Origin of the sequence: Actinomyces sp. HMT897, from assembly GCF_016626125.1 — a bacterium.
In the GTDB taxonomy this organism is placed as follows: Bacteria; Actinomycetota; Actinomycetes; order Actinomycetales; family Actinomycetaceae; genus Actinomyces.
Genome location: NZ_CP067336.1, coordinates 1,594,698 through 1,616,903 on the forward strand (window position 1 = coordinate 1,594,698; position 22,206 = coordinate 1,616,903).

At 72.0% G+C, this 22,206-nt stretch carries 20 protein-coding genes; 11 read left to right on the plus strand and 9 right to left on the minus strand.

Annotated features, from left to right (window positions below; translation table 11 throughout):
- The first annotated feature begins 108 nt into the window (after window positions 1-108).
- From JJJ15_RS06355 to JJJ15_RS06365, 3 genes are all read left to right on the plus strand, one after another.
- A complete protein-coding gene (locus JJJ15_RS06355) occupies window positions 109-303 on the plus strand; it encodes a hypothetical protein (protein ID WP_174714768.1) in 195 nt (64 codons plus the stop codon).
- Window positions 304-411: 108 nt separating this feature from the next.
- Window positions 412-1,797 carry an LssY C-terminal domain-containing protein gene (locus JJJ15_RS06360; protein WP_106109946.1) on the plus strand — a complete coding sequence of 462 codons (1,386 nt, stop codon included), beginning with the start codon at window positions 412-414 and terminating at the stop codon, window positions 1,795-1,797.
- A 299-nt stretch (window positions 1,798-2,096) separates the two neighbouring features.
- Window positions 2,097-3,287 (plus strand): Fic/DOC family N-terminal domain-containing protein, encoded by a 1,191-nt coding sequence (locus JJJ15_RS06365; protein WP_246742246.1) that lies wholly within the window; start codon window positions 2,097-2,099, stop codon window positions 3,285-3,287.
- A 181-nt stretch (window positions 3,288-3,468) separates the two neighbouring features.
- On the opposite strand, the gene JJJ15_RS06370 is transcribed toward JJJ15_RS06365, so the two are convergent.
- From JJJ15_RS06370 to JJJ15_RS06380, 3 genes are all read right to left on the minus strand, one after another.
- On the minus strand, window positions 3,469-4,527 hold the full coding sequence (locus JJJ15_RS06370; RefSeq protein WP_246742196.1) for a bile acid:sodium symporter family protein: 1,059 nt from the start codon (window positions 4,525-4,527) through the stop codon (window positions 3,469-3,471).
- A 705-nt stretch (window positions 4,528-5,232) separates the two neighbouring features.
- Window positions 5,233-5,823 carry a PIN domain-containing protein gene (locus JJJ15_RS06375; protein ID WP_200511828.1) on the minus strand — a complete coding sequence of 197 codons (591 nt, stop codon included), beginning with the start codon at window positions 5,821-5,823 and terminating at the stop codon, window positions 5,233-5,235.
- 5 nt (window positions 5,824-5,828) lie between these two features.
- The gene (locus JJJ15_RS06380; protein ID WP_106109949.1) at window positions 5,829-6,317 is read right to left on the minus strand and encodes a helix-turn-helix domain-containing protein; all 489 of its coding nucleotides are present in this window, start codon (window positions 6,315-6,317) and stop codon (window positions 5,829-5,831) included.
- 320 nt (window positions 6,318-6,637) lie between these two features.
- Between JJJ15_RS06380 and JJJ15_RS06385 the strand changes: the two genes are divergently transcribed.
- Window positions 6,638-7,363, plus strand: a complete 726-nt coding sequence (locus JJJ15_RS06385; RefSeq protein WP_246742197.1) for a hypothetical protein — start codon at window positions 6,638-6,640, stop codon at window positions 7,361-7,363.
- Window positions 7,364-7,583: 220 nt separating this feature from the next.
- Here the strand turns inward: JJJ15_RS06385 and JJJ15_RS06390 are convergent, their stop codons facing one another.
- From JJJ15_RS06390 to JJJ15_RS06400, 3 genes are all read right to left on the minus strand, one after another.
- A complete protein-coding gene (locus JJJ15_RS06390; RefSeq protein WP_200511829.1) occupies window positions 7,584-8,453 on the minus strand; it encodes a DUF5926 family protein in 870 nt (289 codons plus the stop codon).
- A gap of 316 nt (window positions 8,454-8,769) precedes the next feature.
- On the minus strand, window positions 8,770-9,240 hold the full coding sequence (locus tag JJJ15_RS06395) for a response regulator (RefSeq protein ID WP_106109954.1): 471 nt from the start codon (window positions 9,238-9,240) through the stop codon (window positions 8,770-8,772).
- Window positions 9,237-11,171: an ATP-binding protein gene (locus JJJ15_RS06400; RefSeq protein ID WP_200511830.1), complete on the minus strand. Its 1,935-nt coding sequence runs from the start codon at window positions 11,169-11,171 to the stop codon at window positions 9,237-9,239. The genes JJJ15_RS06395 and JJJ15_RS06400 overlap by 4 nt, the downstream gene beginning before the upstream one ends.
- Here JJJ15_RS06400 and JJJ15_RS06405 point away from each other — a divergent pair.
- Window positions 11,157-11,504, plus strand: coding sequence for a hypothetical protein (locus JJJ15_RS06405; RefSeq protein WP_200511831.1), 348 nt, complete (start codon window positions 11,157-11,159; stop codon window positions 11,502-11,504). The genes JJJ15_RS06400 and JJJ15_RS06405 overlap by 15 nt on opposite strands.
- A 47-nt stretch (window positions 11,505-11,551) precedes the next feature.
- Here the strand turns inward: JJJ15_RS06405 and JJJ15_RS06410 are convergent, their stop codons facing one another.
- From JJJ15_RS06410 to JJJ15_RS06425, 3 genes are all read right to left on the minus strand, one after another.
- Window positions 11,552-12,994 carry a DASS family sodium-coupled anion symporter gene (locus JJJ15_RS06410; RefSeq protein ID WP_200511832.1) on the minus strand — a complete coding sequence of 481 codons (1,443 nt, stop codon included), beginning with the start codon at window positions 12,992-12,994 and terminating at the stop codon, window positions 11,552-11,554.
- Between the two features lie 291 nt (window positions 12,995-13,285).
- Window positions 13,286-14,518 (minus strand): alpha/beta fold hydrolase, encoded by a 1,233-nt coding sequence (locus JJJ15_RS13445; RefSeq protein ID WP_281433037.1) that lies wholly within the window; start codon window positions 14,516-14,518, stop codon window positions 13,286-13,288.
- A 1,288-nt stretch (window positions 14,519-15,806) separates the two neighbouring features.
- Entirely contained in the window at window positions 15,807-15,980 is a 174-nt protein-coding gene (locus tag JJJ15_RS06425) for a hypothetical protein (protein WP_200511833.1), read from the minus strand.
- A gap of 560 nt (window positions 15,981-16,540) precedes the next feature.
- On the opposite strand from JJJ15_RS06425, the gene JJJ15_RS06430 reads away from it, so the two are divergent.
- From JJJ15_RS06430 to JJJ15_RS06455, 6 genes are all read left to right on the plus strand, one after another.
- Window positions 16,541-17,446, plus strand: coding sequence for an ATP-binding protein (locus tag JJJ15_RS06430; RefSeq protein ID WP_200511834.1), 906 nt, complete (start codon window positions 16,541-16,543; stop codon window positions 17,444-17,446).
- A 65-nt stretch (window positions 17,447-17,511) separates the two neighbouring features.
- The gene (locus JJJ15_RS06435) at window positions 17,512-17,733 is read left to right on the plus strand and encodes an antitoxin MazE-like protein (protein WP_200511835.1); all 222 of its coding nucleotides are present in this window, start codon (window positions 17,512-17,514) and stop codon (window positions 17,731-17,733) included.
- 212 nt (window positions 17,734-17,945) lie between these two features.
- Window positions 17,946-18,986 (plus strand): iron-siderophore ABC transporter substrate-binding protein, encoded by a 1,041-nt coding sequence (locus JJJ15_RS06440; RefSeq protein ID WP_200511836.1) that lies wholly within the window; start codon window positions 17,946-17,948, stop codon window positions 18,984-18,986.
- A 7-nt stretch (window positions 18,987-18,993) separates the two neighbouring features.
- On the plus strand, window positions 18,994-20,217 hold the full coding sequence (locus JJJ15_RS06445; protein ID WP_246742198.1) for an iron ABC transporter permease: 1,224 nt from the start codon (window positions 18,994-18,996) through the stop codon (window positions 20,215-20,217).
- Window positions 20,214-21,368: an iron ABC transporter permease gene (locus JJJ15_RS06450; RefSeq protein WP_165271619.1), complete on the plus strand. Its 1,155-nt coding sequence runs from the start codon at window positions 20,214-20,216 to the stop codon at window positions 21,366-21,368. Before JJJ15_RS06445 ends, JJJ15_RS06450 begins: the two co-directional genes overlap by 4 nt.
- Window positions 21,365-22,180, plus strand: coding sequence for an ABC transporter ATP-binding protein (locus JJJ15_RS06455; protein WP_200511837.1), 816 nt, complete (start codon window positions 21,365-21,367; stop codon window positions 22,178-22,180). The genes JJJ15_RS06450 and JJJ15_RS06455 overlap by 4 nt, the downstream gene beginning before the upstream one ends.
- Window positions 22,181-22,206 lie beyond the last annotated feature (26 nt).

A 22,206-nucleotide genomic window follows, 5' to 3' on the forward strand; every position in this document is an offset into this window, starting at 1 on the left:
CCCGGAAGCGTCCGCGTGTGGCCTCGGACCCGGGGTCCGGGGCCACCCGGGTCCCGGGCCCGGGTCCGGAGTGCCCGGGTCCCGAGCCACCCGGGCACCAGAGGCAGCGTGACACGCGACATCCGCGCCGTCGCCAGCTGCGACGGCCTGGGCTCCCTGGGGCTGTCCACCGGGAGCGTGTCCAGCCGCACCAGCGTGGCAACCTACGCCTGCACCGCCTCCGGGCTGGCCGTCACCCGGCAGTCCGACCGCAGGGCCGACCCCGTCCTGGCCCAGACGCTGCTCGACGCCGCCCGCAACTAGCAGGGAGCGTGCCGCCCCGAGGCGGGCTCCCCACGACGGCGCAGGCGGGCCCGGGCGTGCGGGTCGGAGCGTGCCGCCCCGAGGCGGGCTCCCCGCTACGGTGGCGACATGAGTGACCCTGTGGCGACCCGGCCGCGCCCCACCACGGCACCCACCTACCGCTCGCACGACGACAAGCTCTCCGAGGCGCGCGCCCGCTCCTGGGGCCTGGACGACGTCGTGGACGCCGTCTTCTTCGCCGTGGCCGCCCTGGCCACCGTGTGGCTGGCGTGGGCCGTCATCGGTGCGGGCTGGCACGTGTCCCCCTGGTCCGTCCTGGCACTCGTCCTGTTCTGGGTGCTCCTGGCCTACCTGGCCATCCCCCGCCTCCACCAGGTCCTCACCTGGCTGTACGTGCCCGACTACTTCATCGGCCGCACCCGCACCACCGACGGCGTCCTGGGGGACCCGGTCAACCTGGCCGTCCTGGGGGACGAGGACGACATCCACGAGGCCATGACGCGCGCCGGCTGGGCGCGCGCCGACCCCATCACGCCCGCCTCCTCCTGGAGGATCGTCGTCTCCTCCCTGACACGCCGCTCCTACCCGGCGGCCCCGGTCTCCACACTCACCCTGTTCGGGCGGGGTCAGGACTTCGCCTACCAGAAGGAGGTGGAGGGCAACCCCGCCCAGCGCCACCACGTGCGCTTCTGGCACACCCCTGCCGGGTGGGTCCTGCCCGGGGGCCGCGTCGTGGACTGGCTCGGGGGCGCCACCTACGACCGCTCTGTGGGCCTGAGCACCCTGACCGGCCAGGTCACCCACAAGATCGACGCGAACATCGACATTGAGCGCAACTACGTGGTCGACGACGTCATGTGGGCCAGCCAGGAGGCCTCCACCGAGGTGTGGCCGGACTTCTTCACCGCCTACCACGACAGGAACGGCGGGGGCGACCGTATTGAGACCGACGGCGACCTCTACGTGCTGAACCTGCACGACGTCGTCGTGGACGACGTCCGCTCCGTGGACCTGGCCCGCGCCCGCGCCCTGGACGCCCGGGCCAGCCGGCAGCGCCCCGGCGGGCTGCTGGTCGGCCTGGCCCTGGTGGGGCTGGCGGTGCTGGCTGACGCGGTGCGCCTGCTCAGCGACTCCACCATCCTCCTGACCGCGCAGGCCCTGCGTGACGAGGGCGTGGCCGACCCCGAGGCGGTCGCCTACTGGGTGGTCATAGGCCTGAGCAGCTTTATGACGACCCTCCTGGCCGTCCTGGCCTGGGCCTCCTGGGTCGGGCACCCCAGGTCCCGCACCGCGCTGCTGACGGTCCTGACCCTGTCGGCCCTGACCACGGCCGGGCACATCACCACCCTGGGGGTGCGTCACGCGACCCTGGTCTCCATCGCGGGCCTGGCGCTGGAGGTCCTGGCCCTGCTGGCGCTGACGGAACGCCCCGTCCAGCGCTGGCAGCGCCACCGCAAGGCCGAGCGGCGCAGGCACCGGGCCCAGCAGCGGTAAGCGGGGCGGGCCGGGCAGGGTCGGGGCCCACACGGGTGCCCTCACCCCGGCCAACCGCGCCGGGGCGCCCCGGGCGCGGGGTCAGGCAGCAGGGAGACCGCCCGCGAGCGCAGTCCCCAAGCGGGGCGGCCGGGCGGAGGGCCGAGCGCGGGACCACCAAGCAGGACGGCCCACCTCCCGCCTCATGGCACATGTGTGACATGCCCACCGACTACTTTTCACACAAGTGCCCGTTGTGTGAAAAGCTGATCTTACCCATGTCAGACAAGGGCCGTTAGTATGACATGGTGGATGTGAGCATGTTCAGGAACCCGGCTATGGGGGAGCTGGTCGAGATCACCGGGTCGGACCCGTACCTGGGCGACTGGCGCCACCACGCCTTCGTACCGGTCCCCCTGGGACCTGACGAGCCGGTGCTGGCGGGCTCTACCTACCGGGCCGTCGCGGCAGCCGGGCGGGCGCTGGCGGCCCTGGACGCCACGGCGCGGCGCCTGCCCAACCCCTACCTGCTGCGGACGCCCTCACTGCGTCGGGAGGCCCAGTCCACCTCCGCGCTGGAGGGGACCTACGCCCCGCTGGAGGAGGTGCTCACGGCCGACGCCGACGCCCCCACCTCCGCCCAGATGACTGAGATCCTCAACTACGTCAGCATGGCCCAGCTGGGCTTCGACTGGATAGGCGAGGGGCGCCCTCTGACCCTGGGACTCATTGAGGACCTCCAGGTCCGCCTCATGCGCGCCACGCCGCTGGAGGGGGAGTCCGGACGGCTGCGCCAGGGGCAGGTGGTCGTCGGCCGCCGCGACGTCGCCGGGCCCGAGGTCACACCGGTCGAGGCCAGCAGGTTCGTCCCGGTACCACCGGGGGACCAGCTGCGTGCCGGGGTGACGGCCCTCCTGGACTGGCTGGGGACGGACCACCACGGACGTATAGACCCCGTCGTCGTGGCCGGGATGGTGCACTACCAGTTCGAGACGCTCCACCCCTTCCGGGACGGCAACGGACGGCTCGGACGCTACCTCATTGTGCTCACGCTCATGCGCACCGGGCTGCTCTCCGAGCCCACCCTGACGGTCTCCCCCTGGTTCGAGGCCCGCCGCACCGAGTACTACGACGCGCTCCTGGGGGTGAGCACCGACGGTGACTGGGACTCCTTCCTGTCCTTCTTCGCACACGGCCTGGCCGACGCCGCCACCGCCACCAGGGAGCAGATGCTGGCACTGGTGGAGGTGCAGGGGGCCCTGCGGGACCGGGTCCGGGCCTCCTCGCTGCGCTCGGCACGCGCGCCAGACCTGGTGGACCTCGCCGTGGCCAACCCGTCCTTCACCGTGCGCCAGGTCCAGAGGGAGCTGGGCCTGTCCTACGGGCGCGCCAACAGCCTGGTGGGTCAGCTGGTCGACCTCGGCGTCCTGGAGACCGTCAACCCCGGCTCCCAGCCGCGCCGCTACTCGGCCCCGGAGGTGCTCCGGATCCTCCTGCGCGGTGGACGCTGAGCCGGGGCGGGTCGTGGTGGCAGGGCGGGAAGGTGGATCCGCAGGCGTTGCGGGCCTCCGCCCCAGGGCGGGACCGGTGGCGTACCGGCTGCACGCACCTAGCAGACCCGCCCCGGGGCGAGTGCCTCAAGGCCCCGCTACGCCACGGGCTGGCTCCTGACGACCGCCCCGGGGCGAGGCCTCAGGCCTCGGCGCCCGCGGGCTCCAGGGCGGCGTCGCGACCCTTCCGCTCCCACAGCCGGCGGACGGGGGCCTGCGAGTCCTCGCCCGCGGGGAAGCCGCGCAGACGCCAGTACATGGCCAGCAGGGAGCCGCTGATCGTGTGCCAGAAGGTAGCCACCGCACAGGGGGCGGCCACTGCCGCGCTGAGGTAGTGGGCGGCCAGGGTGGAGCCGAGCCCGGCGTTCTGGAGCCCCACCTCGATGGAGATGGTGCGCCGGTCGGCGCGTGAGACGCCGAGGGCCCGGGCGGCGGCGTAGCCGAGCGCGTACCCGACGGCGTTCTCCAGGGCGATGGCCGCGAACATGAGGAACCCAGCGGTGGCGATGAGCGCCTGGCTCTTGGCCGCCACGGCGGCGACCACCCCGGCGATCGCGACCACCGAGACCCACGGCATGGCGGGCTGGATGCGGGCGACCTGGCGGTGGAGGAACACGTTGCACGCCAGCCCGAAGCCGACCGGCAGGAGCACGATCTGGACAATGGACAGCGCCATCTGCCCGGCGGGCACCTCCATGTAGGTCCCTGCCAGCCACAGGGTCAGCGTCGGGGTGACAACCGGTGCGAGCATGGTGGAGAAGGCGGTCATGGACACGCTCAGGGCGGTGTTTCCTTTGGCCAGGAAGGTGCACACGTTCGACGTCGTCCCGCCGGGGACGCAGCCAATGAGGATAATGCCGACCTTGAGCTCGTCGGGCAGCGGCAGCAGACTCGCCACGCCCCAGCCCACCAGCGGCATAATGGCGTACTGGCTGCACACACCCAGCACGACCGGCCCGGGGTGGCGGGCGATCATGGTGAAGTCGGGGACGGACAGGGTCATGCCCATGCCCAGCATGGTGACGGCCAGCAGCGGCGTCATGTAGCCGGCCAGGGGCACGAAGGTGGCGGGCCAGAAGAACGCGGCGAGGAAGGCCGCGAGCATAATGAGCGGGAAGACCGTGACCGCGATGCGGGCGCTGCGCTCCTGTCGGGCGGCGTCCGGGTCGGTGGGCACGGCTGGTCGGGACGGGTGGGCCACTGGTGACTCCTGTGTTTCGGTGGTGCAGAGGCAACGAAAACGCCCCCCGAACCGGTGGTCCAGAGGGCGCGCGGGCAGTGCCGGGGCGACGGTCTACATCGCGCGCCGGCTGGTAATCAGGCCGCTGGTGCTGCTCACGGGCACGAGACTACACCACGTACCAGGACGGGACACACCAGCCACATACTGGACGCCTGGTAGGGGCCGCAGCGGGGCCGGGCGGGAAGGGCCTGGGCGGGGCCGGGTGAGCACTGGGGCAGGTAAGGGCCAGGCAGGACGGCGGGAGGGGCGGGTTAGGAGTCTGGAGTAGGTAGGGACCCCGAGCCGGGCGGGGCCTGAGATAGGCGGGGCCAGCATCGGCCTGTCTGCTAGCGCCGCCTACGGCAGGATCCGGGCCGGACCGGGGGCAGTCCAGGCCGAGCGCCCCTGCCCCTGGGGCAACAAGCAGGATGCCCCCACCTCCGTAGTCTTCTGGCAGCTTAACCAGCGGGCCCTGGACCGGGGCCCAGGTCGAGGCCGGAGGCGGGACAGCAGGGCGAGCATCCCGGACACGAGTTCTTGCAGACAGCACCACTTCTTGCAGGTTGCACGAGTTCTTGTAGGAGGCTGACACAGGGCCCACGGAATCATGCGGATATGTCCGGGTCAAGAGGAGGGCCGACGCAAGAACTACTGAGATCTGCAAGAACCCTTGCAGTCTGTGCGCTACCGATACACGCCTCTCTCGTACCTCACCATTGTGACGAACCCATGCAAGCCCTCGACTTCAAGCCTCTCAAGAAGATCGTCCACACTCCACCTGGGACCCTTCCGCCCCGTTCTTGCCACAATAGTGTCAAGGGCGTCGAGGACAAGACGCGGATACAGCCCGACAAGATCGATCAGGAAGTCGTCCGGAGATTGCGAGAAAAGAGCACCCGGAAGACGTTCATCCTCGAAATCCTTGAGATTGAAAGTAACAATCACGTCCGCACGCCCGACGAGGGCCGCTGCGACAACGTGACCATCATTTGCGTCACGCATTCGCGGGACAAACTGCAGAGCGCCCTCCCACCCTCGTACCCGCGCGTCAGGAAGTGCCTCGTTCATCTGACGTCGGAGCCGGGTGACATAACCGCGCGACTCCTCCTGATCGCGACCACGCTCATCACGCAGACGGAGGACCGCCCGCTCCATCTCCTCCTCAATCATCTCGCTCCACAACGGCCTGAAAGCCTGTGTGGTACCGATCTCGAGTAATACATCACGCAAGGTACTGGGTACCAGCACGCAGGCGTCAAGCATTACAGAGAACATTGTCGTCAGCCCTCTGAGCGCACAGCCGCAAGCACCTCACGCAGTCGTGCAGGATCGTCGTCATACCCTCCCATAGCCTGCGTATCCGCCACCATGTCACCCAGCGCCTCGTCCGCTGCACGCCGCTGGCGCCGCTGAAACTCAAGCACGTCAGACAGACAGAGCCGACGGTGCCGACGAACTCTCTCGAAGGGAATCTCCCCCGCCTCCAGCATCCTGACCAGGGTAGAGCGGGAGATGCCGAGCATGTCGGCCGCCTCCTGCGTCGTCAGCCGGGTGCCGTGCGGGGCGATCGTCACCGCGAGCCCCTGACGCATCGCCCGAGCGACCTGGACCAGAAGGTCTGCCATGGACTGGCTCAGCTCGATCGTCTCACCACCAGCCACCAGGTGCGCGGACGCCCCGTGCGAGGACAGCATCTCCACGATCTCACCGAACCGCCCAGCAACCTCCTCCTCGGGCAGGTAGGTCCTGCTCTCCGCCGCTGTAGTCATCAGACCTCCTGCCAACCGGTGGCGCACACGCTCTGCGCACTATGCTCATCTTGCGTGAATTGAGCGTATCTCCGCCTTCCTCATCCTGACAAGCTGGGCAGTCCCCCTGGTAGACCCCGGCAGCGAGGTCTCCCTCGGCCACCAGGAGCAGCTCCGTCCGCGCCCGGGCCGACCCCGCAGGCTCAACCCCACCGACCGGTCCGTGAGAGCAGCTCCGTCCGCGCCCGGGCCGACCACATCCGCTTCCGGCTGCTCCCACGCCCGTCGTCCCACCGCGCGCCCCCGGCCGCTGCCGGGGACCGCCCCGTAGGCTTGGCCCCATGACTGAGACCGTGCGCTTTGGCCTACCGTTCAACGGCGTCGTCCCCCTGTGGCACGAGGGCACCACGATCACCTGGCACCGGCCGGGCACGGATCTCACCGACGTCCTGGGCATGGGCCTCCTGCGCACCCAGGACGGCCCCGCGAGCTCAGGCCGCTGGCAGGAGAAGGTGGAGGTCGCCACCCTGGAGAACGACGGCTCCCTGCGCCTGCACGCCGCCACCCCCACCGGCAGGCGGGCGGTCAAGGACGCCGGGGCGGGCGCGCTCGTGCCCCTCTCGCGCTCCCTGACCGTGCAGGAGGTCATGGCCACCAGCCTCAACGAGCACGCCTTCGCGGTGTACCTGGGGCGCCTCATGCTGCGGGCCGCCCGCGACGGGGCGATCCTCCTGTTCACCCTGCGGGCCCCGGAGGATCCTGAGGCCCACCACCTCCTGAGCGTCCCCAGCGAGCTGGACGAGAACCAGGTCATGCACTTCCACCTGGGCACGCTCATGGAGATGAGGACGAGGACCTGGCGGAAGGCGGTACGCCGCGACGGGATGACGTTCCTGGACCTCGAGGTCCCCTACCAGCGCATCCTGGCCCCCGGCTCCCTGTCCGGCCCTGCTGACGAGATGCTCGACGGCATCGCCCTGGCCTCCATGGCCCGTCCCGTCACCCAGTGCGTCCTGCGCCCCGGGTTCCCCTTCGCCCTGGGAATGAGCGTCATGCTGCCCCGCTGAGGGCCAGGTCGCGCTTAGGCGGCCCGCGGTTGGCCGGCCTGCAGCTGGGCGGCCGGGCACCTCGCCCGGTCACGCGAGCAGCGAGCGCCAGACCACCCCCGCGAACAGCCCATCCGTTCTCACGAGCAATAAGTACCGTTCTCACGAGCAATAAGTACCGTTCTCACGGAGAGGGCGGAGAGGAGAGGGGACGAGGTGGGAACGAGGTAAGGAGGCTCCTCTAGAGGCTGACCTGCCTCGAGATAATTCCGGCCTTGGCGCGACGGGCGTGGGCGTCCAGCGGGCCGGTGACGGCCAGCGCCTCCTCCAGCCGCTCCCCCATGGCCTTCATGGGCTCGGTCAACTCCTCGGCCTCGGTGCCAGCCACCAGCTCCCACACGGGGACGGCCAGGCCGCAGGCACGGAAGGCGCCAATGAAGCGGGCCCCCTCCTCCAGGGCGGACCGGCGCGCGGCGTGCACCCGGGCCAGGGCGTTAAAGAAGTCGTCCTCGTCCTCCCCGCGCACCCAGCGCACGAACTCCTTGCCGTTCATACGGCACCAGTAGGCGTGCTCGACGCCGGGCACCGGGCGGGTGGGGGCCATCTCCTTCCTGGCGTTCTCCAGGGCCTCCAGGGCCTTGGGGTCGGCGGAGTCCTTCTCGGTCAGCCAGAAGTCAAAGGTCTCGCTCACACGGATCCGGGGCGTGACGGACAGGTCCAGGACGTCCTGGAGGCGCTCACCGGGCTCAGGCAGGCCCTTCATCCTCAGGGCCGCCCCGTTGCCCAGCTCCAGGGTGGCCAGCAGCGCGGCGGCGACGTCGCGGGAGGCGTCACCGGAGTGGATGGAGGTCTGGAGGGCCACCAGGACCTCGCCGTCCGTGCGCCTGAGCCCCTGGGCGAGCTCGGGCAGGACGGTGACGAGCGTGACCTCGCCCCCGCCGTGGGCCTCGTTGAGGCGCACGCCCATGGAGGCAGCCGGGATGATCTGCATCATCGCCACCAGGTCCTCCTCCGCGGGCAGGCCCTCGAAGGGACGGACGACGAACGGGATCCTCTGGGGCCTGGGGGCAGAGACGGTGGCCTTACGCGCCTGACGCTTCTTCTTCGACATGCGGTCAGACTACCGGCGACGCCGCCCCGTCCCCGGCGTCCTCGCCGCGACCCGCCGCACGGAGGGCCCGGGCACCCGGGCCCCGGCCACGGCGGTCCTACCGGTCCCCGCTCAGGGCCCTGGGACTCGCGTCTCCGGCGGCCCGTGCCACCGGCCCTGCGCCGAGTCCTGGAGACCCGGCCCGAGCACCACCAGTCACCGTCCCCGGCGTCCTCACCGACCCGCCGGGGCACCGCCAGGACCCGGAGCCCGCCAGGACCCAGAGGCCCTGCCAAGCGCCGGAAGCCCCACCAGGCGCCGCGCCGGCGGCCCAGAGTCAGCGCAGGGCCTCCAGGGCGCGGACGGCGTCCAGCGCGGGCAGGTGCGGGAGCGGGTCCAGCCCCTGGTCCAGGACGAATCCGGTGAGCTGGTCGCGCACGACCTCGCACAGCTCCTCCGCCCTCCACGGCTTGGCAATGTAGTGGTCCAGGCCCGCCTCGTTGACGGCCCGGATGGTGTCGGCCTGGTTGGCCTGGCCAGTGACCAGCACCTTGCGCGCGGCGGCGGTACGAGGATCCCCCATCATCTCCACGAGCATGTCCACGCCGCTGCGCCCGGGCAGGCGGTGGTCGGACAGGACCAGGGCGAGCTCGTCCCCGTCCTCCTCGACCTCCTCGACGACCGCCCAGGCGTCATCGACGTCCTGGGCCGCCTCCAGGCGCACCGTGGCGCCCAGGTGCTCCAGGTCCCCCAGCACCGCCTCACGGACCGGGGGCTCGTCCTCCACCACCAGCACGACCAGCTTCATGACTCCTCCTTGGGGTTGGCGGGAGCCGCTGCCAGCGCCCCCGGAATCTGAGGGGGCAGGGTGACGCTCACCCGCGTCCGCCCCGGGCGGGAGACCACCGTAATGGTGCCGCCGTGCGCGTCCACGACCGACTTGGCCAGGCCCATGCCCAGTCCCAGGCCGTAGCGCACCTGCCCGTGGTTGGTAGTGAAACGCGGCTCGAAGATCCGCTCCAGGTGCTCGCGGGCAATACCCGGCCCGTTGTCGACCACGTCAACGCGCACGCCCCCGTCCTGGGGCCGCACGGACAGGGTGAGGGTGGGTGGCCCCAGGGAGGCGTCGGGGGCGCTCCCCGCCACCGCAGGGGTACCCCCGGCCACCGCAGGGGCGCTCCCGGACAGGGCCGTCGCCCCCCGGGCCAGGGCGTCGGCCGCGTTGGAGATGAGGTTCGTCCACACCTGGACGAGCTCACCGGCCCGGGCAGGTACCAGCGGCACCTGGGAGTAGTCACGGACCACCTCCACGTGATCGAGCCGGTGGGCCACCAGCCGCAGGGCGTCCTCGACGCTCTCGCGCACGTCAACACGCTCCTGGACCCCGCCCTCGGGGCGCACGTAGGCGGACAGGGCGGCCACCAGGGAGCGGATGCGGGCGGTGGCCAGGACCGTGTTGCGCTCCCCGCGCCCCACCCCGGCCGCCGCCTCCACCAGGGCGAGATCCGCCGTCGAGCGTGCCAGACGAGCCGCCTCGCCGGGATCTTCCACACCGGCCGCCACCAGGCGCCGTGCGGTCTCCCGGTCCCTCACAGCCTTCTCCAGGCGACGGCGCAGGGCCCGCTCGTCCGCCGTGGAGCGGGCAGGCAGGTTCCGGGCCCGCTCCAGGGCGGCACGCGCGAGGTCCCCACGGGGGTGGGAGGCCAGGAGGGTGGCCACCGCCGCCCCCTCGTGCGCGCTCGCCCGCTCCAGGGCGGCCACCGGGTTGTTGAGCTCGTGGGCCACGCCCGCCGCCAGCTCGCCCAGCGTCGCGAACCGCTCCTGCGCCAGGAGCTCCAGGCGGGCCTGCTCCAGGGCGTCAAGGGCCTCGGCGAGCCGGGCCCGCTCCTTCTCCAGGCGTGAGCGCTCGGCGTCCAGGGCGGCGTGGAGCTCGATCTTCTCCACCTGGAGGATCTCGCTGCGCTCCAGGCGCCCCACCAGGGAGCGGATGAGCAGGGCCGCGAGCGCCTCCCCGGTCATGGGGTCCCCTCGCAGGGCCCGGTCGAGCTGCTCCACGGACAGCAGGATGAGCTCGACCTCGCTGGTGGTCGTGGCCGTCACGAAGGCGCTGCCCTGGGAGGCCAGGGAGAGGATGCCGATAATGCGGCCGGTCGTGGCGTGGTGGAGGGTGACCTTCCCGGCGCGGGTGACCCGGGTCAGGGCGACCGTCCCGTGCTCCAGGATGTAGACGGCGTCCACCGGCATGCCCTCGCGGGTGACGCGCACCCCCCTGGGCAGGTGGAGGCGGGGGCGGGGTCCCAGCACCCGCTCGCAGGCGGCCACGAGCTCGGCCACGAGCTCGTCGTCGTCCCCGGCGAACTTGGACAGGAGGCTGGCCTGAGGCAGGTCCGGGGGGGTGTCGGCGTCGAGGTGGGCCAGGCGGGGGTCGTCGGGGAGGGTCTCGCGCAGCCAGCGGGTGACGTGGGCGCCCGCCCGGTGCCCCAGGGCGCCGGGGGTCCAGGGAACGGAGACGACCTCGTGGACCCAGTCCTCGTCCAGGGCGCGTCCCAGGTGGGTGAGCTCGTCGCGCCTGGTGAGCAGCAGCAGCCGGGTGGTGCGCAGGGCGGGGCGGTCCTGGAGCTGGCCCGCCAGCACGTCGAGGCTGCCGACCTCGTCGCTGACCATCATGAGGGGGACGACGGCGTCGGGCCGGGTGGCCACGAAGGCCAGCATCTCCTCGACGCTGTGCTGGTGGGCCACCTCGCAGTAGTGGAGCTGGTGCCCGACCTCGTGGGCCGCCTGGGCGCCCGTGTCCGTCGGGGAGACGACGAGGACGAGGAGGGTCGGGGGCCCCGTCCCAGGGCGCGTCCCAGGCCCCGTCCCAGGGTGCGTCCCAGGGTGTGTCCCGGGGGACCCCGGGCCCGGGCCCTGGCTACCGTCCCGGCCTGGCCCCCGGCCACCGTCCCGGGTACCGGGGAAGAGCTCCTGTCTCCTGGGCTGGCCTCCGGTCTGGCCGTCGGTGCTGGTCTGGCCGTCGGCACGGCTCTCAGACGCCTCCGGGCCCGGCCCCCGGCCGCCGTCCCGGGGGACTGACGGTGCGTCACCGGGGTCGCCCACCGGCCGCCGTCCGGCCACCCGGCTCATCCCAACAGCCCCAGGGCGGACCACAGCGGGGGCATGAGGAGGACGAGGAGCACCGTGCCCACCACTCCGACGACCACCCCGACCCTGGCCATGTCCGGCGTGGTCACCGCCCCCGTGGCGTAGGCGATGGCATTGGGCGGCGTGGAGATGGGCAGGCTCATGCCCAGGGAGCAGGCCAGGGCCAGGACCACGGCGATGACCACGGGGTCCAGGCCGTCGATGCCCGTGGCCAGGCCCATGGCCAGGGGGATGAGGAGGTTGGAGGCGGCCGAGTGGCTGATGACGTTGCTCATGGTCAGCCCCAGCAGGCCCATGCACACGACCACGCCGGTGGCACTCATGGCGCCCCAGTCCACCAGCCCCAGGATCCAGGTGTCCAGGCCCGTGGTCCCTACGCCGTGCCCCAGGGCGATGCCCCCGGCCACGAGCCACAGCACCGGCCAGGACAGGGCGGCCAGATCCTTGCCGTCCATGACCTGGGTGACCATGAGGGCCACCACCGCCAGGAAGCCGACGACGTTGGCGTTGAGGCCGTGGAGCGCCTCGGTCATCCAGGCCAGGACGGTCAGGGCGGCGATGACGTAGAAGGTGACGGCCTGGCGGTCGGTGTGCCAGGTGGCCTCCATGTCGAGCTCCAGGCCCAGGCCCCGGGGCACGAACAAGGCCACCAGGAGCAGCCAGGCCCCCAGGAGGACGATAAGCATGAGCGGGACCGCCATGAGCATCCAGGTGCCGAAGGAGACGTAGTAGCCGGCGTCCTCCAGCGCCCCCAGGGCGATGGCGTTGGGTGGCGTGCCCACAGGCGTGCCGATGCCGCCGACGTTGGCCGCCACCGGGATGGCCAGGGCCAGGCCCGCGCGCGGCCGTCCCTCAGGCAGCGCCCCCAGGACGGGGACGATGACCGCGAACATGGTGGCGGTGGTGGCCGTGTTGGACATGAACATGCTCAGCAGGGCGGTAATGACCATGAGACCCAGGACGGTCCGGCGCGCCGACCCGGTGAAGGGCCTGATGAGGACGGCCGCGAGGTTCTTGTCCAGGTGGTACTTGGCGGCGCCGTCGGCAATGAGGAACCCGCCCAAGAACAGGATAATGACGGGGTTGGCCAGGGCCCCCAGGTACAGGGAGTAGGGGACGGCGTCCCCGGGCACGGGCAGGACGGCCTGGTTGGAGACCAGGAGGACCTCCAGGGCGATGACCAGGACGGCGGTGGCCATGAGGGGGATGGCCTCAAGGACCCAGAAGACGATGGCCAGGAGGAAGACCGAGAGCATGCGCTCGCCCTGCTCACCCAGGTCGGGCACGTCGACGACGAAGGGGACCAGGAAGGCCAGGACACCCAGGACCAGGCCGGTGACCTGCCTGCGGCCCAGGGTGGGGGGCCTGCGGGTGCGAGCGACAGGACGGCGGGTGCGGTGGGGCGTCGTGGCTGGGGTCATCGAGTGCTCCTGCGGTCGGGCCAGCGTCATCGCTGGGAGTGCTCTGGGGCACTCTATCTGACACGCTGCCACCTGGGTCGGCCTATGGTCCCCGGGCCCCCTGTCGGAAGACACGGCGGGTCTCCCGGACCCGCCCGTTCTCACGACCAACAAGTACCGTTCTCACGGCGAACAAGTACCGTTCTCGCGAGCAATAAGTACCGTTCTCGCGGAGGGGGTGTGGCTGGCGCTGACGCCGCACCGGTATCAGAGGCCGGGGCCCCGCCCAGCGCCTCCCGGGGAGGGACAAGCCTAACGGAGCCCGGCCAGCCAGGTGTCGACGGCGTCGTAGAAGGCCTGGGGGGCGTCACGGCGGATCTGGTGCCCGGCCCCGGGGACCAGGACGGTCCGCAGCCAGGGGCTGCCCAGGGCGTCGACGTCGGCGAGCCCCTGGGCCCCGACACGGGCCGAGCCCGGGCGGTCGCCGCTGAGCAGCAGCGTGGGCACGCGCAGGGCCGCGAGCGCCTCCAGCCACGGCACCTGGGGCGCGGTGACGCCTGTACGCAGCAGGGCGGGGTCGGTGCGCTGGTCCGCCCACACCCCGGGCAGGGCCTCGACGGCGGGGGTGGACGGGGTGTCCAGGGCGCGGGACACGGCCCCGGCCGGGTCGGCGCACACCCTCTCCCGGGCGCGCTCACGTCCGGCGCCCCGGCGCAGGAGCTCCGCGGGGCTGCGGGTGCCGTAGCGGGCGGGATCCTCCAGGACGACGCCGGCCACGAGGTCGGGGCGGCGTGCGGCGGCGACCATGGCCGTGGCCGCGCCCATGGAGTGGCCGACCACGACCGGGCGGGCCCCGTCCCGTCCCCCTCCGCGAGAACGGTACTTATTCGTCGCGAGAACGGTACTTGTTGCTCGCGAGAACGGTACTTGTTCGTCGTGAGAACGGGCTCTGTGCCGCCTGGCGACGCGGCCTGCGGACTCGGGGGTGTCCGGACCGCGCACGGCACCAGCGGCTTTGTGCACGACACCGGCCGCGTCGTGCACGAGGCCAGCGGCGTGGCACACGAAGTCGGCGGCCGCCGCGCCGCGCCGGGAGCGTCCGGTCGCGACACGACGCAGAATGTCAGCGGCGTTGTACATGGCACCGGTGGTGCCACGCACGGCACCAGCCATACTGCGGACGACGTCGGCGCGGGCCCGGCCGGCTGCACGGGGCCGGGCCCCGGGGCCGGCAGGGGCGGGAGGCAGGCGCCTACCAGCTGGCACGCCCCCGGCCCTGGGGCCATCGGAGCGGGGCCGGGCGGCCAGCTCCTCCAGGACGTCAATGAGGTCCTGGACCAGCACCTCACCGGCCTGCTCCAGCTCCTCAGGCTCCCAGCGCGGGGACAGCCCGTGCCCGCGGGCGTCCAGGGCCACCACGCGGTAGCCGCGCGCCGCCCAGTGGAGCACGGCGTCGGCCTGGGACAGGGCGCTGCCGCCGATGCCGTGGAGGAGGACCAGGGCGGGGGCGTCCTGCGGGCCGACGACGAGGCGGGCCAGGGGCATGGCGGGCGGGCGGGAGGCCGGGGTCGCGGACGGCTGGGAACCGGCTGGGGGCGTCGCCCTTCCCGCAGCCGGACCGGACGCAGCCAGCCCGTCCGCAGCCGGACCGGACGTCGGGGCGCCCGTAGGACCAACCACTGAACCGGTCGCAGGGCCAGCTGCGGGGGACGCGGCCGCGGCCTGGGTGGACGGGTCGTCCGTCTCCCGGCCTGCACGGGCCGGGGCGTCGGTGAGGCCATCCTCCCGGGCAACGCGGTCTGCCGTGCAGGCCGAGGTGCCAGCCTCCGCGGTGGAGCCGGCCCTGGCGGCAGGGTCGTCTACCTCCCAGAGGGCGGGCCTGGCCGCGCACGGGCCAGCCGCCGACGACGTCCCGCCCGAGCTTCCCACGTTCCCGGCGGGCCTGGCCGCGCACGGGCCGGTCCCTGAGGCAGGAGCCTCTGAGGCGGGGGCAGCGGCCTGCGCCCGTCGGTCTGCCGGGCGGTCGGGGAGGCTGGGTGCGGAGGTCACGTCCCTATCCTCGCCCACAGAGGCCGTACCGGGCGACGCCGCCCGGGCCTAGAGGACGGCACGGCACCCAACCACCAGAGTCTGGATGACGGCAGGGCACCCAGCCGCCCGTACTGACACGACGCCACCGGGCTGGCGGGCGGTCGCACCCGTGGTGGGCGCAGTAGGCGCAGCCGCCCGTACTGACACGACACCGCCACCTGAGTCCCACCCACGGAGCAGGCGTCGGACGGCAGGCGCCGGGTGGTGGCGCAGGTGCCAGGTGGCAGTGGCCCAGGCAGTGGGCGCCGGACGGCGGTAGCCCAGGCGGTGGCGCAGGTAGTGGCGCAGACCATGGCGGCCTGCGCCTGAACCGCTTGCAGGACGGGTGCGCAAAATACTTTGTGCGGGTCGTAACATTCTGCACGCGGAATAACGTTATAGACAACACTGTGTGTGCGGGGCAACCGTCTCAGGCCGCCGTGCACACACGGCGTTACCTCGTCCACAGAATATCCCTCGTACAGGACGGCCCGGGCTCCTCGTACCCGCGGGAACGGGTGGGTCTGCTGTTCTTGGGTGAGCATGTGGCGAACCAGGCCTCGTACCCGCAGGACGGGGAGCGGGGCCATGAGCCGGTAGAGCTGGCGGCACCGCCCCTCCTCGCCCCCGCACCTGCGGGAGCGGGCCCGACGTCGTGAGGCGCGCAGCACCCCACCCGCGGGGACGCGGCGCGGCGACCCGCCCGGCGGCGTCGGCGCCCCGGGACCGGAGCGCTGCCACCAGGCGGTACAGCCGTCAGCTCCTAGGCCGTGGAGGCCAGGACAGGGGCCGCGGTGCCCAGGACGATGACGGGCAGCGACCAGGCCGCGCTGGCGGCCAGAGCCCGACGCGAGCCCGACGAGGGCAGGGGCACCGGGGCGGAAGCGGCCGTCTGGGTGGTCCCCGCAGTGGGGGTGGATGTCATGATGGAAGGCACGGATGTCTCCAGGTAGGGAACGGACGGGTATTCAGGGCGGAGGCGACTTTAGCAGTGACAAGGCATTCTACCCAACAGGATCTACGGAACACGAGGAGGTAGACCAAAAGGGTTATCAAACTGTTATTCCTATTGTGTGCGGGGACACGAGGAGGAGCTGTCGCCGGGGCGTCACAGGGCGGTATAACCCTTAAATCCCACCGCCTCCCGCCCGCCGACGCCCGCCCTCGCTAAGGGAGAACAGGCGTCGCACGGTCCAGGGTGGCGGCCAGGCCACCTGCCCCACCGGAGGAGAACCGGCGGCCGAGGCGGAGGCCGCCGCCACACCGCCCACCCCACCGAGAAGGATGATGTCGGGGCCGCCCACCGTGGTAGCAGCCACGCACACCACCCACCCTGCCGGGGGAGAGCCAGCGGGCGACCCCGGGCCTATGCCGGCGATCAGCACCACCCACCCTGCCGGGGAAGAGTTGGAGCCCCTCCGCCACGGCGCAGCAGCCCGGGGCGAGCGGGGCGGTCGGGCACGTAATGGAGACGAGGGAGCGGGGGAGAATGGGCCCATGGACCCGCACAACCCCGACCTCGTCGCCGTCGTCGTCTCCCAGCAGGCGATGCTCCTCCTGGCCTACCTCGTGGGCCGGGTCACCCGGCGGCTCCTGGCTGGGCGCATTACGATCTCCACCTCCGCCGCCACGCTGACCACGCTCGTCGGCCTGTGGATCGGCCTGCTCATCGCGGGTTTCCTGTTCGACGACGACCGGCTGTGGACCGTGCGCTCCCTGTCCGCGGCCGCCCTGGTCGCGGCCCTCATCCTGACGGTCACGGCCCTGGTCCTGGCCCGCCTCCAGCGCGTGGTCCCCCTGGAGCCCATCGCCCAGGTGGCCAGGGCGGGTGAGAGCGAGAGCCTGGAGTTTAAGTCCTCGGCCCGCTGGAACATGCGCACCGGCAGGCGCGACGAGGCCATGGAGAACGTCGTGGTCAAGACTGTGGCCGCCTTCCTCAACTCCTTCGGCGGCACCCTCCTGCTCGGGGTGGACGACGCGGGCACCCTCATCGGTCTGGCCCCGGACTTCTCCACCCTCAAGCAGCCTGATGCCGACCGCTACGAGCTGTGGCTGCGCGACCTGTGGCGCACCCGCCTGGGCACGACCGCCGCCGCCCTGCCCGGCGTGGACTTCGCCCCGACCCCCGACGGAACCGCCCAGGTGTGCCGTGTGACGGTGCCGCCCTCCCCGCGCCCCGTCTACGCCTCGGCCAAGGGGCAGGGGACCGAGCTGTGGGTGCGGGTGGGCAACTCGACCCGCCGCCTGGAGGTGGACGACGCCGTTGCCTATGTCACGCACCGGTGGCCGGGAGTCGCCCGGGTGACGTGGCGCAACCGCCTGGGCGCCTACCTGCTCTACCGCAGCCGCCGGGCCGGGCAGGCGGCCCTGGCCCGGGTCACCGGCGCCGACGGCACCCGGTAGACCGCCCAGTAGGCAGGCACCAAGGCTCTAGGCCCCGAGCCCCCCGTTACATGTAGCATTTGGTCATGAGCGCAGCGACGGCACGGGCCCGTGCCGCCCGGTATCGTCAGTCCATGCGCGACCAGGGGTACCGGCTCATCCAGGCCTGGGTACCCGACATCCGTACCGACGCGTTCGCCGATGCCGCCCACGCCCAGTCGGCAGCCGTGGCCTCGTCCCCCTCGGCCCAGGAGGACCAGGACCTCATTGAAGCGGTCTCGGCACCCTGGGACTCCTGGGAGGAGTAGGCCGTGCACCGCGGGGAGCTGTGGACCGTGGCCGGAGGCGTGTACGCCACCAAGCCCCGGCCCGCGCCCGACAGACGGAAATGACACGGCGTCAACGTGGGGCACTGCACCGCACAGTCTATTGTTAGGGGAGCCTTTCCTCTACTAGCGTCTTCAGTGCTCACCCGGTCATTGACCAACCTCGTTTAGTGAACACCCAGAGAAGAGGCCCTGTGTCCGTCTCCCGCAAGTCCTTCCTCATCGGCACCGCGGCGCTGTCCACCACCGCCCTCCTGGCCGCCTGCGGCTCCTCCAAGAACTCCTCTAAGAGCTCCTCCGGCCAGGGTGACGGCAAGACCATCCAGGTCAAGCACGTCTTCGGCACCACCGACGTGCCCGAGGGCGTCACCAGGATCGCGACGATCGCCTGGGCCAACCAGGACGTCGTCCTGGCCCTGGGCATCATGCCCGTGGGCTTCTACAAGCAGACCTGGGGCGTCGAGGACGGCTCCGGCATGCTGCCCTGGACCAAGCAGAAGGTCGACGAGCTCGTGGCCAAGGGCGAGACCGCGCCCACCCTCTTCGACGACACCTCCGGCACCCCCTTCGAGGCCATTAACGCCACCAAGCCCGAGGTCATCCTGGCCGCCTACTCGGGCCTGGAGAAGGAGGACTACGAGAAGCTGAGCAAGATCGCCCCCACGGTGGCCTACCCGCAGATCCCCTGGGGCACGCCCTGGCGTGAGACGATCACCATTGACGCCACCGCCATCGGCAAGAAGGACGAGGGCGACAAGCTCGTGGCCGACCTGGAGAAGCAGGTCGCCGACACCGTGGCCGCCTACCCGCAGATCGCGGGCAAGGCCGCCGCGTTCTGCTACACGGCGGACGGGGACGCCTCCAAGTTCGGCTTCTACACCACCGCCGACCCGCGCACCGCCTTCCTGAGCGACCTGGGGATGAAGGTGCCCGCCTCCGTGGAGAAGGCCTCGAAGGAGAAGCCCGACGCCTTCAACGTGGACATTGCCTCGGAGAACGTGGACATGCTCTCCGACTTCGACCTCATTGTCATGTACGGCGAGGAGGGCGACCTGGCGGGCCTCCAGGCCAGCACCCTGCTCAGCCAGGTCCCCGCCATTAGCAAGGGCGCCATCGCCTTCGTCGGCAACAACAACGCCCAGGCCGCCTCCACCAACCCCGGCCCGCTGTCGATCCCGTGGGGCATTGCGAACTACGTCAAGCTCATTGCCGCGGCCGCCGACAAGGCCAAGTGAGCCGGGCGTGAGCGAGCAGACGGCACCCGGCGACGCCCCGGCGCCCGGCCTGCCGGACGCACCGTCACCGTCCGGGCCACCACCTGGACCAGCGGCGACCCCGGCACCGGCCGCCCCGGCGGGCTCGCAGGCCCCGGCGGACTCGGCACCGGCTGCCCCGGCGAACGCTGCCCCGGCTGGCTCGCAGGCCGCCCCGGCTGGCTCGCAGGCCCCGCGGACGCTGGGCGCCAGCAGCCAGCTGCGGCGCTGCCTGCTGGCCCTGGCGGTCCTGACGGCGCTGGTGGCCGTCGCCGCCGTCTGCTCCATCGCCTTCGGCTCGCGGACCGTGGGCCTCGGTGAGATCATCGGCGGCCTGACCGGCTCGCGCAGCGACATAGGCGCCCTGGCGGTCTCCGAGCGCGTGCCCCGCACCGCCGTGGCCCTGGCGGCGGGCGCGGCCCTCGGCGTCTCGGGCGCCCTCATGCAGGCCGTCACCCGCAACCCGATCGCCGACCCCGGCATCCTGGGCGTCAACACCGGCGCCTCGCTGGCGATCCTCGTCGGCGTCGCCTTCGTGGGCATTAGCTCGGCCGGGCAGTACCTGTGGTTCGCCCTGGCCGGGGCGGTGGTCACCGCGGTCTTCGTCTACGGCGTCGGGTCGCTGGGGCCGGGCGGGCCGACGCCGGTCAAGCTCGCCCTGGCGGGCGTGGCCACGAGCGCCGCCCTGTCCTGCGTCATAAGCGCCGTCATGCTGCCGCGCGCCCAGGGGCTGGACGACTACCGCTTCTGGCAGGTCGGCTCGCTGGGCCGGGGCACCTGGGACTCCCTGACCACGATCGCCCCCTTCCTCGTCGTGGCCGCCGTCCTGGCCGTCCTCGTGGCCAGCCCCCTGAACTCCCTGGCGCTGGGCGAGGAGATGGCGATCGGGCTGGGCGTCAACGTCACCCTCACGCGCGTGGCCGCGGCGGGCGCCGGCGTGCTCCTGTGCTCGGCGGTCACCGCCATCGCCGGGCCCATCGGCTTCGTGGGCCTCATGGTCCCCCACACCGTGCGCATGCTCTGCGGATCCGACCACCGCTGGCTGCTGCCGCTGTCCGCCCTGTGCGGCTCCGGCCTGCTGACCCTGTCCGACGTGCTGGGGCGGGTCGTCTCCCGGCCGTCGGCGGCCCTGCCGGTGGGCGTGGTCACGGCCTTCGTGGGCGCCCCCATCCTCATTATGATCGCCCGCGGCGCAAAGGTGCGTGAGCTGTGAGCAGTACCGTGAGCACCGGAAACAGCACCCCGGGCGCCCCGGGCGCCGCGAGCGCTGTGGGAGCCGTGGGCACCACCAGCACCGCGAGTGCTACCGGCACCATAGGCGCCTCCGGCCCGGAGCCCGGCTTTACCGTTCCCGGCCGCCGACGCCGCACCCTGCGGTTCTGGGCCGTCACGCTCGTCCTGGCCGCCCTGGCGGCGGCCCTGTGGTGGACCACGGTCATGACCGGCGGGACCCACCACACAGTGGAAGAGGTCCTGCGCGTGATCGCCGGTGAGACCGTCCCGGGCGCCTCCTTCGACGTCGGGGAGGTGCGCCTGCCCAAGGCGGTCATCGGGCTGCTGTCCGGGATGGCCTTCGGGATGGCCGGGACCACCTCCCAGACCATGCTGCGCAACCAGCTCGCCAGCCCCGACGTCATTGGCATTACCTCGGGGGCCTCGGCATCCGCGGTCTTCGCCATTATGGTGCTGGGCTGGTCGAGCTCCGGCGCGGGCGTCAATATCCTGGCCGTGGCCTGCGGCCTGGCCACGGCCCTGGTCATCTACCTGCTGTCGGGTTCGGGGCGCACGCAGGGCGGGCGGCTCATCCTCATTGGCATCGGCGTCTCGGCCATGTTCACCTCGGTCATCTCCTACCTGCAGCTGCAGGGCAACGTGTACAAGGCCGTGGACGCCATGCGCTGGCTGAGCGGCTCCCTGAACTCCGCCGACTGGCGCCAGGTGCCGGTCCTGGCCGGGGCGCTGGGCGTGTGCGGCATCCTGCTGCTCGTTGTCGGGCGGGACCTGGGGCCTCTGACCCTGGGTGAGGAGGCGGCCACCGGGCTCGGCGTCCCCGTGGAGCGCACCCGCCTGACGCTGGTGATCACAATGGTGGCCCTGTCCGCCTTCGCCACGGCCGCCACTGGCCCCATCGCCTTCGTCTCCTTCCTGGCCGGGCCGGTCGCGGCCCGCCTCATCGGGCAGACCGACCGCACCCTGCTGGTACCGGCCGCCCTGACCGGCGCGGTCATCGTGCTCGGCTGTGACCTGCTGGCCCAGCACGTCTTCCCCACCGTCCTGCCGGTGGGCGTGGTCACCGGGCTCATGGGTGCCCCCTACCTCATTGGCCAGCTCACCCGCGTCAACAGACAGGGCGCCTCCGCATGAACCCCACCCCCCAGCTCAGCACCAGGGCCCTGCGCTCCGGATACGGCAAGCGCGTCGTCGTTGACGGCGTGGACGTGACCATCCCCAGCGGGAGGATCACCGTGATCGTGGGCGCCAACGCCTGCGGGAAGTCCACGCTGCTGAAAACCATGGCCCGGATCCTGGCCCCGCAGTCCGGGCAGGTGCTGCTCGACGGGACCCCGGTGGGCTCGATCCCCACCAGGACCCTGGCCACCCGGCTGGGCCTGCTGCCCCAGCAGCCCATCGCCCCCGAGGGCATTGCCGTGGCGGACCTGGTGGGGCGCGGGCGCCACCCGCACCAGTCCGTGTTCCGCTCCACCGGCGCCCAGGACCGGCGCATTGTGGAGGAGTCCCTGCTGGCCACGCGCACCGCCGAGCTCGCCGACCGCAGCATTGACGAGCTCTCCGGCGGGCAGCGCCAGCGCGTGTGGATCGCCATGGCCCTGGCGCAGCGCACGGACGTGCTGCTGCTGGACGAGCCCACCACCTTCCTGGACCTGACCCACCAGGTGGAGGTGCTGGACCTGCTGACCGACCTCAACCGCGAGCGCGGCACCACCGTGGTCATGGTACTGCACGACGTCAACCTCTCGGCCCGCTACGCCGACCACATTATCGCCATGAAGCGGGGCAGGGTGGTGGCCGCCGGGGCACCGCGCGACGTGGTGGACGCGGACCTGGTGGCCAAGGTCTTTGACCTGGAGGCCGACGTCATTACCGACCCCGTCTCGGGCACACCGCTCATTGTCCCCAGGGGCCGCCACCACGTGCTCACCGACGCCGGGGCGTGAGAGGGGCGCCGGTCCCACGCCCGCAA